Here is a 13,662-nt window from a genome sequence, read left to right as displayed (position 1 = left end):
CTATGGTCAACGGAAAAAACTAATATAGTTCATGACGGCTCAGAGACCCAAAGGGTTGAAAAAATTGCTAAATTTTTAGCCAAAGACCCTTTCGCTATGAAATATTTGAGGGTATGTACTAATAATGAAGGTGGTGAAACCAACTGTGGAACCTGCCCTAAATGCGTGAGAAGCTGCCTTTACTGATTTCTGGAAATTTAGAAAAAGCTATAACTTTTCCAGATAAATTACCCAGTAATTGGAACAGAATATTGCAAATTCAAGATACTCATGATCTAAGTCATGCTGTAGCAATTTTGAAGCTGGCGAAAGACGTTAATGCCGAACCAAAAATAGTAAACGCTCTTGATAGCAAAATAGAAAATGGTAAAGCCTATTTATTTTGCCAAGGCAAAACTATTGCTGGAGTAGTAGCTTCAATACTTCACGTTTATTTTATTAAGAAGCCATTTGATTTGGTCAAACAACCAATCAAAGACATTCTAAATAGCCTAAATTTATATAGCGCAAACCAGGGCTGAATGACACCCTGGTTAACCAGGGCTGTTTCAAAGTCGGACTCAAATGTGCTTGGTGGGGAGGTAACTTCTCAATAACCGCTGTGGGTTCAAACAGATGGGTATTGAGCTTGCCCCCCTTGTCAAGAGTGCATAAATCTGGTTCAAAAAAGATATGATTGAAAACCCCGTGCAAGTGAAAGATGACCAACTCAGCGACCTTCATGAGGTCGAGAAGCTGCGTGTGCTTGTCGGGCAACAGGCTGAAATGATCGCAGCTCTGGACAATAAAAATAAAGAGTTGACCAAGCGCATCGGTGAATTGGAGGAAGAGTTACGAGGGAAAAAAAAGCTGAATAAAAAGCCCCAACTAAGTGCGAGTAAGCGTGGGCGTAGGCAAGCAGCAGGAGCAACAGCACGGAGATCGAAAACGTCCGCGCCTCAGCTAAAGGTCGTAAGAAAGCTCGCTTCGTGGTGGACACCGAATGGAAAATAGAACCGTATTTAGTGCCAGACGGGGCAAGATTTAATGGATACCGAGAATATGATGTTCAAGAGCAATGCCATGAACGCAACAACATCCGCTTCTATTTAGCCGAATATGTGTTGCCCGATAGTGGGGTGATCAGCGCTCAATTACCACCACAGTAACGCAAGACAGGGCATTATGGGCCAGAACTGGTGGGATATATCTTGCACGAGTAATATCACAATCGAGTCACGCAACCGCTGATTCATGAGCAGCTATTGGAATGGGGCATCGAGATATCAGTAGGTCTTATCAATTTTAACCACGGATACTTCAGTTAGTCTAGGGTTCGCGAGCCGCATATGCTGGTGCTCGAAGCGTACGCACAGTTTGGGGTTAGCGTACGCACAGTTTGGGGTTAGCGTACGCACAGTTTGGGGTTAGCGTACGCACTGAATAATTTACCTAGTAAAGGATACAGCAATTTCTGGAAAGTACTTGACAAATTACTCTTTTGCTTAACTTGTCACCAATGCCCATTACCCATTACCCATTACCCATTACCCATTACCCATTACCCAGATTTAGTACAAATGTTCGGCAAAAGTGACATGCTCCCGATATGAGGTTTGATATGAGGTTTATGAGGTTTGATATGAGGTTTATGAGGTTTGATATGAGGTTTATGAGGTTTGATATGAGGTTTATGAGGTTTGATATGAGGTTTATGAGGTTTATGAGGTTTGATATGAGGTTTGATATGAGGTTTCATATGAGGTTTCATATGAGGTTTTATATGAGTTTTATAAGTTTACAAACACTTGTGATTAGAGTTAATCTTTATATTAAAGGAAGTAAAATTTCCTTTATTGAAGACAATTACGAGTTGTAAAACAAAAAGACCATTGTAGGAGATCACCTAAGATAGTTATGGGTAAGACATCTTGTCAATAAAACTGGCGTAGTTCTTAATAAAATAGACTTAGTATGCTTATTGATAATGCACTTTGTAAATATAGTATTTGCATATTAACAAAACACTATATTTACAAAATAAAAAGATGTTAAAAATAAAAAAAATGCGTTTTACCTACTAAAATATTATTTTTTTTATTGGCAACCCGTAACTTAGGTTACATAAAATATAAGCATCTCGATTATAATCTTGTAATGTTACAAAACGAGGTTTCATTATGCGTAAACCCCCTAGTTATGATAGTGTGAAGACTGCACCGACGTGCAATTGCGAAGAAAATCCAATCGAATGTCTCAAAATGATGTTTGTTGACATGGTGCAAATGGGACGGATTGAAGAGGGCCAATGTCCCGCCCGTCGCCCTGTTTTTCTGCGCTTGCATGGCGTTGCTCACGGAAGCTTAGAAGTTGTTTCTGACTTACCCGAAAACTTGCAGGTTGGTCTATTTAACAACCCCGGAAAAAGCTATCCAGTTTGGGTTCGTTATGCCAGCGATATACCCGATGGCGTACCCGACCTGAAAAGTACAGTGGGGATCGGGATTAAAGTTTTTGACGTTGAGGGAGAAAAAATACTTACTCCCGACGAACATGCTCCTACCATGGACTTGCTGTTGCAAAACATAGATATCTTTTTTGTAGATAATGCTAAAGATATGTGTGAATTTACACAAGCTAGTTTTAGTGGTGAAAGCGAACAATGGTTGAAAGAGCACCCCGAAACAGCAGAAATTCTTGAAGAAATGGCAAAGGAAGTGCCTTCTGTCCTCGAAACCAATTTGTGGAGCGCGATGCCCTTTCATTTTGGAGAGAATGATTTTTGCAAGTACAAATTAGTGCCAGAGGTCGTTCCAACTGGGCCCGATCCCGATTACGGCGACTCCAATTATTTACATGCGGATCTAGTGCAGCGACTTCAGAATGGGGAAGCAAAGCTGAAGTTTTTCGTTCAGTTGCGCACTAACCCTGGAACAATGCCCATTGATCGCGCAACCGTTCGCTGGGAGGAATCACAATCGTCCCCCATTCACGTTGCTACACTGGTTCTTCCCCAGCAAGATATCACCGCCCGAGGACAAGCAGAATATGGTGAAACACTATCCTTTCACCCGTGGCGCACCCTGAAAGCACACGAACCTGTTGGTTCTATTGCAGAGGCTCGGAAGGTTGCCTATCAAGCTTCAGCAGAGCTTCGACGCAATGTCAATGGCGAACCGATTGGAGAACCACAAGTAGTGCGCCCTGACACCGTTTGGCCGCCAGCGTCACAAGGGTGTCAACCTAATCAGTGAAACAAACAATACTAAAACTAAAGGAGTAACTAAGTATGGTAACAGATCAAACAATCGTTCGCGCTGCCATTTATCCTGGAATTGGAATTGCCCGCGTGGGAAACAGTACCGCTGAAGGTGAAGAAGGCTATTATATTGGACCAGAAGTTACCGATCCGGATCTAAAGGGTGTAAATAACCGTGATGACAGCGGAGCTATTAAACGTCAAGCTGCTCGATTCCGAATTTATGGTTACAATGCTGCCGGTGAAGTTGTTAAAGAACTTAAATGCACTGATACAAATACAGAGATCAAGTGGACTGTACATCTGGCGAATCGCAAAGCCCAATGGTATAAATTTGTCGTTGCCCTCGATATTCCCGAGTGGAACAATGTACCTTCCGAGCATCGCAACCCAGACATAAAAGGAACAGATCGAGAACAATTCGTGATTGATCCGGGCTCTCGCACGATTCAGGGCAATGATATATCAGGAGATGAGTACAAGTTTGACAGTGGCAAATTTATGGTCACTAGGACAGTGCCCTTAGGTGAGTTACGAACGGATGATGCTGGACGTTTGTTGGTCTTAGGGGGTTTTGGTAATTCCGGTTCGCCAACAGGCGCACCTATCTACAATCTAGATGATCCTGCTGGCTTTCTCAATCCTAATGAATGGTACGATGATATTTCAGATGGGCCTGTCACAGCCACGGTAAAAATTAATGGGGATCCTATTCCAGTGGAGTCCAGTTGGGTGGCTGTTGCTCCGCCTAACTATGCTCCTGGTATCGTTAGCTGGCGCACTCTCTACGACTTACTTGTCGATACCTATGTAGAATGTGGCTGGATGCCCATGCCGACAACAGCATCTTTTACCAAGGATATCTTGCCTGTGTTGTCGCGCCTGTCAAATTTACAGTGGGTCAATAAAGGGTTTGCCACCTTGTTTGGTAAAGGGTGTCCTATGGATTTTAGCGATCCTGAATTGATTCAGAAATTGGCTGACAAACCGGTATCAGAAGAAGACGATCTATATCACGAGCTACGGCAGATTGTATTTAACACGTTTCGTCCAAGTGAGACCGAGAGTACTACTCGCAGTTCCTGGCCATGGATTTACGGTGATGCCTTTGGTAGTGCCCCTGACAGCTCACCCCGGAACAATCTGGCTTTATCAAAAGTGCGGATGGAGTTGATGAGGTTGTGGGTTGAGGGCAAGTTTGAAAATGACTGGAATAGCTATACACCACCGAGCTGCCTAGATAATGTTGAACTCCAAGAACAGCCAGCAATGTTGGACAAAGCGGCTCTCCATTTCTGCTTAGCAGATGCTTTTCATCCGGGCTGCGAGCTGACATGGCCTATGCGTCACAGTACCATTTACTCAGCACCGTTCCGAATTCGTCATGCTGCAAATCCTACCAAACAAGATTACGGTAAGGTACTGACTCAGGATATTGTTCTGCGACCTGGAGGACCACTCTACACTCAAGGACCGGGAGACTTAACTCGATGGATGGGTATTCCTTGGCAAGCGGATACAGGTTTCTGTCGCTCGGGCTACGAGTATGAATACGACCCTTACCTGCCTACATTCTGGCCAGCTAATGTCCCCAACCAGGTTCTCACAGAAAAAAATTATGAAATTGTCGTCAGCGACACAGGGGAAGACGAAAAGCTCAAAGCTTTTTACACCCGAGAGCCCTGGCTGCGTGCGTTGCCATCAGACACGGTGGAGGCGATGTTATATATGGTTGAGCATTTTGCCCAACTGGGGATTATCGAACTCCGCGACGGCTTGGATAGTGATCCTAATATCCCATCAAAAATCTTTGTAGAGTCGCGAACTCTATTGGCAGCTTCGGAAACGGCTCGGTTAGCCCTGCCCCTAAATATCCGACGTGCTGGCTGGGCTAGTGTCGAGCAATTGGAGGCATTTCGGAGGGTTCGACTGAATAGGTAGGGCTTGCTGAATAAGTCTTGTGGTAGGGAGCAGGGAGCAGGGAGCAGGGAGTAGTTCCGGAGTGATTATCTATACCCTAGGGACATTTTTTGAGCGCATAAAAATGAAACTTTCTAGTGAATATGATGTTGCCATTGTCGGTGGAGGACCTGCGGGTTGTGCTACTGCTCTGGCTCTGAAACAGCAAGGAATTTCTAAAATCCTGGTAGTAGAGTCGGGTCGTTATGAAACTATTCGCATTGGCGAGAGCATTCCACCAGATACCCGTCTTCTTCTGGGTAAACTGGGAATATTGGAGGATTTTCTTCAGGAAAACCACGAGACTTGTTTTGGTAGTTGCTCTTCCTGGGGAGATGACGGACTGGGCTACAATGATTTTTTGCGTAATCCCTATGGTAACGGCTGGCATTTAGACCGGAGGCGCTTCAATGCTTTTCTAGCCCAGAAAGCGGTGGAAAGGGGAGTAAAACTGCATTGCGGGACGAAAGTTCGGAATTGCGATCGCATCCCTTCCCAAGGCTTCCAGTTGCAACTTGTGGGAGAGGACAAACAAACACGAGTGATCACTGCGAGTTTTCTTGTAGATGCCACCGGAACACGAGCCAGTCTGGTAAGAGGTTTGGGAGCCAGAAAGCTTTTTCTCGACCAACTGATTTGTGCGATCGCTTTTTTCGAGCTTCCCCCTTCCTGGCATTTTTCCAAACTAACTCTGTTAGAGGCGGTAGAATATGGCTGGTGGTATGTAGCCAAGCTCCCCAACAATAGGTTAGCAACGGTAGTAGCTAGCGAACCTTCAATTATCAAAGAAGCTCGATTGCACCGGATGGAGAACTGGCTGACCTACCTGAAAGAAACCAAACACATATCAAAAGAATTGGTTGATTGTTGTGCGATCGACAACCTTTCAGTCTCTTCGGCATCCCAGGCAAAAGCACAAGAGCCAATGGTTTGCACTGCGCCTTCATTCCGGTTAGACCAAACTACTGGAGATGGCTGGCTAGCTGTAGGAGATGCGGCTTCAGCTTTCGATCCGATTTCCTCCCAGGGTATTTATAAGGCTCTGTGGGACGGTTTGAAGGCGGCGAAGGCCATTACTTCCTATTTGCATGGAGATAGTAGGGGTCTGGAAGAGTACGAATCTCTCATTACCTCTCGATTTAATAATTATTTAACTCAGCGCAATTACTTCTACAAAATGGAACGACGATGGCCTGCTTCTCCTTTTTGGCAGCGACGCCAACAAAGAACTGGTTTGGAACAGGGTAATTTACTTGCTGGAGTTTAGATTAGTTACCGGTGCGCAACTGTTGAACTTCCTCTTTTTAGCCTACATTCCGCAGGTTTGTCAGACCAGTAGATAATATTGATGATGCTGTTGAATTTTTTGTTCAAGGTGTTTGAGGTCAGCTTCTTTTCTGGCTTCACTTTCGACCACCAGCCATAGCTGTTTGATCTCACCATAGGTAGTACAAACACAAGCTATAGGATATCCTGTTAATTGAGCCTGATTGAAAGCCTATTCAGACAACTGCTCCATTAACTGTTGAGCTGCTTTGATAGTTGCCGGGACTCGGCTGAGCCATTGGAGATCTCTCAACGATTGAAGGTTCTCCTCACTGTAAACCGCAGCATCGGCAACAAACAAAGCTTCACACTGCCATTGCTCCGGGAACTGTCTGATCAGTTGGGCAAAAATGGCTTGGTCTGGTTCATTGCGATCAGAATCTCGTAGGTATAATGGTAGATCAGCAATCCCCACTGCACATCAAATCCACCATGAATTTTTTGAGGTCAGGTCGATGGTCATAAGGAGTAACCATGAGTAATCGTGATTGCTGCTGGTTGTTTCTATAAAGAAGATCTCTTGGTCTGATCGCCTCGATCAACGTGAAAGGAACTTGAATCAAGGTGTAGACTCTGCCGATTTACCCCAAACTTAGAAGCCGCTTCTAGAGCTACTTTGACAAATAATTGAGTGAGTCGAAGTTCATAGAGTTGCTCTAAGACTCTTCCAAGACGGTCATCAAAGAGAAGCTTTGGTTCAATCCCCTCTCCCAAAATATGTTCGGTGGCTTTCCCTACAAAAAATCTTTCAAACAGGTTTTGGGGGGCACTAACTAAGCCCTTACCATTGATAATCATGGCTTTTAGCGCTACTGAGGCACTTAACTTTTCTTGAGGGTGGGTTCCTAGTTGTTGGTTAATTTGTTCTACTAGTCCCATCTGGTCAATGATACCTGCCACTAGGCCACAGTGGTCAAGATCTTGTACTCTTATTGAAGATGCTACTGATTTCATGCTTCAAAAATACCATAGTTTTCCTCTCCTACCTGCGGAATGTGGGATGTAGTTAAAGGCTTGCTCAAGAGTGGAAGAAATACAACAAATAACCATTGCTTCATAGAGTTTGCCCTTCTTCGCAAATAGTGAGATTTTAAAAGTTTCGGGAAGGTATTAAAAGCGTAGTTGCTCAATAGTATTGATAGCATTTTCCAAAGCCTGTTGAGATGTTGGTAGTTGACCTTGATGCTGCTACGTTAGCGCCAGTCCGTAGAGAGATTGCTATTTAGTTTCTGGTGTTTCAAACTCCTCAGCCTGGGCAGGGCTGTTTCATTTTCAATTTTTCGGTTCGCTGAAGCTCCCGAGTGGGAGCGGTTTCGCTCCTATTTTTCTATTATTAAACCCAAGAGTATAAAAAAACGGTGATTTGCTTACCATAAGACGCTTTGAGCCCCTCACCCAGGAATTTTAGGGTCGAGAATGAAACAGCCCTGCTCGGCCTAGGGGGGTGACATGCAAGCAGAAATCCTTACTGGGTAGTCATTTCAGTCCATAAGTTACAAAAGGTGGGCTTGACCTTGGCGAATTTAATTCGCCAAGGTCAAGCCCACCTAAAAGATACATGCTTTTTTGGGCTGATATTGGACATAGTTATAAGGGTTTGAGCTTCCAGAAAGCGATGCAGCAAGGGAACAGGGGGTTTCCCCCACTCGCGCTTTGCATCAAGACAATGAATCGAGGGTTAATTTCCAACTGTATCTTCCCTGAGCTCATTGGCCTCAAAGCCTTATATAGTAAGCTTTTTATGTCTCATGTTACCCCCTCAGTGCGCAATAGCTTAAGCTGATAGCTGATAGCTGATAGCTAACTAACCCCCTGATAAAAACTGGGGCTTCGGCCAATGATATTGGTTCTTAACAGGTAGCGGAGCTGCCTGACTTACCTTTTCTTTCCTAGCACTTTCAATAACACTCCCTTGGCAAAGCATCTGAGCCATCAAAATCATTACAGTTTCAAATACTGAGGTCTTATTATTGGGATTAACAGCCACAATTGGGGGTTGATTAGGATCGCCGATGTATGCCATGCGCATCATAATTTCCTCTGGAGTCCATGCCCCTGAAACATCAGTATGAGTCAGACCAATAATCATTGGAATAGTGACCCGCTCCTGCATAAACGATAAAATCTGACGAGCACTAGCAAAATCACTGCTTCGATTAGCTGCCATTAATAAAATATAGGCGTGAGCTCGGCGAATCAAAATATCCCACATAAAATCAAAGCGAGCTTGACCAGGAGTTCCATACAGGTGCAAATCCAAGTTTCGATTTAAGGGACGCAAACCAAAGTCTAAGGCAACGGTCGTTTTTTTCTTAAACAATGATGTGGCATCCGTAGCCGTTCGTTCTGTTTCAATAACCGCACCTTCGCTGAATGTTCTGACAAAAGTAGATTTGCCAGCCCCTATTGTTCCCGTTACTACAATCCGTATACTGTCCATTGGATTATGCTTCCCTAGCAAATACTACAGGTTATCAACTGTGCCAGTAGGTTGGGGTGAATCAAGGTAATTTGTTGACGATTGATGGTTGATGGTTGACGGTTGATGGTTGACTGTTAGTGGTCAACCTTGAACAAAAAATACCTTACATTGAATTTCACACACCCACTGACGTTATACCAATAATCCAGAATGCCTTGGCCGTAGGCCACGCTACGCGAACAACAATTTTTAAAAAAATTTACCATTTAATAATGGGTAATGGGTAATTAATCCTAGTCTTTAAATTAGCCATTACCCATTATCTATCACCCATTATCAATGACTATCAATTACTATAGTTTATCCCTTTTATCAACTATACTATTAGTATAGTAATACCCAGAAAATTACTATAGCAACATTGGTTTTAATTCAGCAAGAGTTCGTTTAATTTCTAACATCAATACTCCCTGCTTAGCTGCTTTACTAGCTAGAACCAGAAATACCGCTTCTTCACCACAACTGGTCAAAACGCTAAATCCCTCTTTCCCCTCAACATAGATCCGGTCAATGTCACCTCTAGCCAGTTCTGAGCCAATTCGCTCACCCAAGGAAAGCATAGCTGCAGACATGGCTGAAACCCGTTCTTCATCCATTTCTCCAGGCAGACTAGATGCTAACGGTAAACCATCGGTCGTGACTACAGCTGCTCCCTGAATATCAGCAGTGGATGTAACAAAATTATGGAGGATATACCCCAATTTTTGAGAATTAATCGCCATTGTTCCCTTACTCCAATTGCAGAATGTGTAATTCGGTTAGTTTGTGTTCCTCGAAACTGATAGCTGATATTTAAGTAGGAGTAGTGCCAATTTTCCAGAACTTATAGACTATTGATTTAGTTTCCAACAAAAACGACACGTAATCTAGCAATCCTATCGGAAACGTGAACAGTTACAGGTCTTACTCAGGACTCATAACTCTCCGAGTCAGAACTATTTTCTTGAGATTTATTGTTCACAAATGATTTAGGATTGCTATAGTTACATAGAGCTAGCGCCAGTACTAATCAGACGTCTAAATAGACCCTCTGTCCAGCCAGTTTCTTTGAGAACCGCTGCCGAACTCACTTCTACATAGGCTTGCTCAATGAAGGCTAAATCAATCATGCAGATCCGACTGAGGGCATCCCGCAAGGCTTCATCTTTACTATCAGTTTTTATCCGGTTAGTAAATGCCTGCACTACAATTGCCATGGCTGGGACGACATGTTGAGGAGCGATACCAATTTTCACATGTACCAAACCTATACGCCAACGACGTTCAGCATAGGCTTTTCCCCAGTCATCCATACCAGTGAACATTTCGTAAAACCATTGCACAAAGGTTACCCGTAGGCGCTCCATACGACCTTCCTTCTCTTTCATAATGGCATCCATTTCTTCATCATTACCTAAGTAAGTATAGAAATGATCTGCCATTTCAGAAGCAATTTCTTTTCCCCAATCTGCGTGTGATTTCAGAAGCGCTTTGTCTTCACTGGTCAAATTGACACGCTTTTCCATCTTGGTCATAAATTCCTGGGGATCTAAGCTCATAATTACTCCGATACAGGTTAAGCTAACTCTAATTGATTACTTGAATGTTTAGCAAAGCACCCCGATTTAATTTTAGATTATTCCAACACTATAGCAACATTTGTTTTTAAATATTATTATCTGAATAGATAATTTTGGACTAAAATATAATCCAGTATTTTAGTTGCATTTTAGCTTTTTAAATTTATAAAATAAAAGATTTACCAGTTTTTTTTGTATAGTTTTAGTGAAGTTTATAGTTTGGGTTTACCAGAATTTTAAACTATTCACTTCATCTATCGTTGAATGTACCTATAACCTAAACTCTTGGATGTTTAGTAGTTGATACTACATTTATAGGTAAACTCTATAACGTTTACTTACTAACCTTTTCAGAAAGTGATCCGTTCAATCCGGATCACTTTTTTTAGTGACGCTAATTAATGATTTATGTAGTTTTATAAACATAAATTACAGAACATGGCAATTCTTAGAAACGATAATCCTTGGGGCGAAGTATTCGGCTAGCAAATTTGGGAGCAAACCAAGAATTTATGTGCGAATGCTTAGCCCTGACAAACGTCCTTTCTTTTATGGGTTTCGACCTGACAGGGGTTGGTCACTTATTTGACAGTTATTTGAGCTGAACTGTACTAGCTACTGGCTGGTCTAGGAATCTAGGAGATCCATCAAAAGCACCAAAGCCTCAAGCACTGAGGTTCGCTGATTGGGATTAAGTATTACAGTTGGGGGTTGATTGTGAGGGTTGCTATAACCGAGAGTTCTGATAATTTCCTCTGAAGCCATTGCCCCTGGACAATCCATATGGGTTAAACCAATAATCATCGGAACATTTACTCGCTCCTTCATAAACAGGAGAAGCTCACGAGAGTGGTTCAAACTGCTGGGTCGATGAACCGGGACCAGTACAATGTAGGCGTGAGCTTCACGAATCAAAATATCCCACATGAAGTCAAAGCGAGATTGACCAGGAGTACCGTAGATATGAACATTTAGATTGTTACCAAAGGTAAGGCTACCAAAGTCAAAGGCAACGGTAGTTTTTTTCTTTAGCAGAAGTATTTCGTCGGTGGCTTTACCTTCTATTTCCACAGCTTCAAAATTACTTGCTGTCCTCACAAAAGTAGATTTGCCAGCTCCTACAGTTCCGGTTACTACCACACGGATACTTTTCATGGGATTTACTCCACCAAGGCTAATTAATACTGAGTAGATTTCTGTCTTAGCAAATTAGAAAGGGAAATTTGGCGGCGTAAGTCCTGTAATTTGAGTTATAGCAGTCGCCAGGGCAGTTAGGACATGACAAAAGTCTCACACCCTTTGTAAGCGCAAGAGTTTGACTTCTGACAAATGACTTCTGACAAATGACTTCTGCTATAAAGGAGGGTTATCAAAGCGAATTTGGTATCAACACTTAACCTTCAACAGTATTAATCTCAAGTCCTCGACTTTGTATAGTTTGCTCAAATAATGGCGTAGACAGGGCTTGTTCCACCGGCCAAACTCCCGGTTTATTGAGTTGACCAGTAAGCATCAGTTCAGCAATACTACCAGTACCGACCCCAGCAGCGACAGCAGTATTCTGATGGACTAAGGTTGAGCCAGCACGGGCTGATTTACCATCTTTGTAACCAGTAACCTCTGAGCGAATGGCAACACCAACGCCACTAATGCGATCGCTTACATCGGTCATGATGTGGCTGACATGGGACAAAAACTCGATTCCAGCGGGATTTTTCAGCCAAGATGAGGGGAAGATATGGGCGGCTATCCAGGTCAGATGATTATAAAAATCGGGAACTGAGCCAAATTTAGTGATGACGGTGTTAACAGGGAATGAGTCCACTAAGGTCAAGGCTTCTGGCATATCAAACCAGTAGACACCAGCTTTACCATAGGGAGCAGGGAATTGGATGGTTTCCCTTACGCTATAAGGTTTCACGGTTTGCCACTGATTATCAATCCAAGCTTCAAACGGTTCTTGCAATCCTAGGAAAGTAGTACGCATCACCGTCACTCCAGCACCACCAGAACCGGCAACTACATAGCTGAGGTGAATCCGTTCTGCAACATCTAACTGTTCTACATCGTGACGCACCATGCTATTGGAGATACCAGGAAAAATGCCAGAATTGACAATAGCGGTGACACCAGCAGCAGTAGCTTGTTCACGGAAGGCTAAGGCTTTACGGGTAAAAGCACGGTTGTCACTGACATCGAGATAGTTAACTCCTTGTTCGATGCAAGTGTTTAGGACAGTAGCGTCTCGGTAGAGAAACGGACCAGCACAATGGATGACTAGGTTGTGAGATGCGATCGCATTTCTTAACCCCTCCTGATCAGCTAAGTCTAGAGGGATAAACTGCACGGGGGGCTGTAACTGTTGTGGCAGACCTAGGTCAAGTTTACCCTGACGTCCGGTAATCGTAATTTTCGCCTGAGTATGGGCAAGTAAGTCTTGCGCTACACTGTTCCCGATGCGTCCTTTGCCTCCTAGGATTAAAACCTGGTCTGTCATTAGATTATGTCTGCTTGAATACTGATCGCAGTTCTATCTTACGGTTGCTAGTTTCACTTAATGTCATCATTGGATTCAAGTCTAATTGAATTGTGTCCATTGGGTTTTACTAAAAGTAAATTTTTGAACTCTAGGGATCCCTGTAGGAATTGTGATAATTTTTGATGCCATATTCCCTACGGTGCGCTTACAGTCGTCGAATTAAATTCGCCACGGGTCGCACCGCTCCCTACTCCCTACTCCCTACTCCCTACTCCCTTTAACACTATAGCAATTTTCAGGTATTGAAACGTAATAGAAGTCAGTCCGACTTTGGGGAGATTCTTTGCTATCTTCCCCATCTTTCCCATCTTCCCCATCGCCATCTTCATCAATTATCCCGATGTTGTGCAAACCCCTTCAGGGGATAGGCTTCACCTGCGCCATTTAGTTAAGTTTTGTTACAAAATTGCGACATCCGGCATAAACGGTAAGGCTTAATCCTGATAAGTATTAAAACCCTTAAAACTAGCAACTAACTACACTTTGCCGTAAATAACCTAGCTCCCCCAAACTGATCAGTGGGAAATCCCCTCGCCACAGACTATCCAACTTCTTTTAG

Annotated in this window: 11 protein-coding genes and 1 pseudogene; 6 read left to right on the top strand and 6 right to left on the bottom strand. The window is 43.3% G+C overall.

The genetic code is table 11. The features are described from left to right. The first annotated feature begins 161 nt into the window (after positions 1-161). The 6 genes from F6K38_RS01405 (at position 162) to F6K38_RS01380 (ending at position 6,464) form a co-directional block, all read left to right on the top strand. On the top strand, positions 162-521 hold the full coding sequence (locus tag F6K38_RS01405) for a hypothetical protein (RefSeq protein ID WP_044494318.1): 360 nt from the start codon (positions 162-164) through the stop codon (positions 519-521). Between the two features lie 151 nt (positions 522-672). Further along, positions 673-993 (top strand): hypothetical protein, encoded by a 321-nt coding sequence (locus F6K38_RS01400; protein WP_009149003.1) that lies wholly within the window; start codon positions 673-675, stop codon positions 991-993. Beyond that, complete coding sequence (locus tag F6K38_RS01395; RefSeq protein ID WP_131827113.1) at positions 969-1,148, top strand: hypothetical protein; 180 nt, start codon at positions 969-971, stop codon at positions 1,146-1,148. The genes F6K38_RS01400 and F6K38_RS01395 overlap by 25 nt, the downstream gene beginning before the upstream one ends. Positions 1,149-2,240: 1,092 nt before the next feature. Continuing rightward, positions 2,241-3,233 carry a catalase family protein gene (locus F6K38_RS01390; protein ID WP_202799236.1) on the top strand — a complete coding sequence of 331 codons (993 nt, stop codon included), beginning with the start codon at positions 2,241-2,243 and terminating at the stop codon, positions 3,231-3,233. A 35-nt stretch (positions 3,234-3,268) separates the two neighbouring features. Then, on the top strand, positions 3,269-5,179 hold the full coding sequence (locus F6K38_RS01385) for a LodA/GoxA family CTQ-dependent oxidase (RefSeq protein ID WP_009149006.1): 1,911 nt from the start codon (positions 3,269-3,271) through the stop codon (positions 5,177-5,179). A gap of 103 nt (positions 5,180-5,282) precedes the next feature. After that, positions 5,283-6,464 (top strand): FAD-dependent oxidoreductase, encoded by a 1,182-nt coding sequence (locus F6K38_RS01380; protein WP_044494350.1) that lies wholly within the window; start codon positions 5,283-5,285, stop codon positions 6,462-6,464. Between the two features lie 93 nt (positions 6,465-6,557). Here F6K38_RS01380 and F6K38_RS01375 read toward each other — a convergent pair. The 6 genes and pseudogenes from F6K38_RS01375 to F6K38_RS01350 form a co-directional block, all read right to left on the bottom strand. Further along, positions 6,558-7,477, bottom strand: a pseudogene (locus tag F6K38_RS01375) (IS1634 family transposase); the annotation flags it as partial. Between the two features lie 850 nt (positions 7,478-8,327). Continuing rightward, positions 8,328-8,963, bottom strand: coding sequence for a GTP-binding protein (locus tag F6K38_RS01370; protein ID WP_009149018.1), 636 nt, complete (start codon positions 8,961-8,963; stop codon positions 8,328-8,330). Between the two features lie 392 nt (positions 8,964-9,355). After that, positions 9,356-9,727: a roadblock/LC7 domain-containing protein gene (locus tag F6K38_RS01365; RefSeq protein WP_009149020.1), complete on the bottom strand. Its 372-nt coding sequence runs from the start codon at positions 9,725-9,727 to the stop codon at positions 9,356-9,358. Between the two features lie 261 nt (positions 9,728-9,988). Beyond that, positions 9,989-10,543: a protoglobin domain-containing protein gene (locus tag F6K38_RS01360; protein WP_009149022.1), complete on the bottom strand. Its 555-nt coding sequence runs from the start codon at positions 10,541-10,543 to the stop codon at positions 9,989-9,991. A 648-nt stretch (positions 10,544-11,191) separates the two neighbouring features. Continuing rightward, entirely contained in the window at positions 11,192-11,743 is a 552-nt protein-coding gene (locus F6K38_RS01355; protein ID WP_267872075.1) for a GTP-binding protein, read from the bottom strand. Positions 11,744-11,957: 214 nt separating this feature from the next. Continuing rightward, positions 11,958-13,061 carry a saccharopine dehydrogenase family protein gene (locus tag F6K38_RS01350; RefSeq protein WP_009149024.1) on the bottom strand — a complete coding sequence of 368 codons (1,104 nt, stop codon included), beginning with the start codon at positions 13,059-13,061 and terminating at the stop codon, positions 11,958-11,960. Positions 13,062-13,662: the final 601 nt, after the last annotated feature.

Source organism: Moorena sp. SIO3B2, from assembly GCF_010692525.1.
GTDB classification, from domain to species: Bacteria; Cyanobacteriota; Cyanobacteriia; order Cyanobacteriales; family Coleofasciculaceae; genus Moorena; species Moorena producens.
The sequence above is the reverse complement of the archived record's forward strand: the minus strand, read 5'-3'. Positions and strand labels throughout refer to the sequence as shown.

Excerpts from the sequence above, each read along its gene's own strand:
- F6K38_RS01380 (WP_044494350.1), top strand. The coding sequence starts at position 5,283 with ATGAAACTTTCTAGTGAATATGATGTTGCCATTGTCGGTGGAGGACCT.
- F6K38_RS01405 (WP_044494318.1), top strand. The coding sequence starts at position 162 with ATGCGTGAGAAGCTGCCTTTACTGATTTCTGGAAATTTAGAAAAAGCT.
- F6K38_RS01385 (WP_009149006.1), top strand. The coding sequence starts at position 3,269 with ATGGTAACAGATCAAACAATCGTTCGCGCTGCCATTTATCCTGGAATT.
- F6K38_RS01390 (WP_202799236.1), top strand. The coding sequence starts at position 2,241 with ATGATGTTTGTTGACATGGTGCAAATGGGACGGATTGAAGAGGGCCAA.
- F6K38_RS01350 (WP_009149024.1), bottom strand. The coding sequence starts at position 13,061 with ATGACAGACCAGGTTTTAATCCTAGGAGGCAAAGGACGCATCGGGAAC.
- F6K38_RS01365 (WP_009149020.1), bottom strand. The coding sequence starts at position 9,727 with ATGGCGATTAATTCTCAAAAATTGGGGTATATCCTCCATAATTTTGTT.
- F6K38_RS01370 (WP_009149018.1), bottom strand. The coding sequence starts at position 8,963 with ATGGACAGTATACGGATTGTAGTAACGGGAACAATAGGGGCTGGCAAA.
- F6K38_RS01360 (WP_009149022.1), bottom strand. The coding sequence starts at position 10,543 with ATGAGCTTAGATCCCCAGGAATTTATGACCAAGATGGAAAAGCGTGTC.
- F6K38_RS01400 (WP_009149003.1), top strand. The coding sequence starts at position 673 with ATGATTGAAAACCCCGTGCAAGTGAAAGATGACCAACTCAGCGACCTT.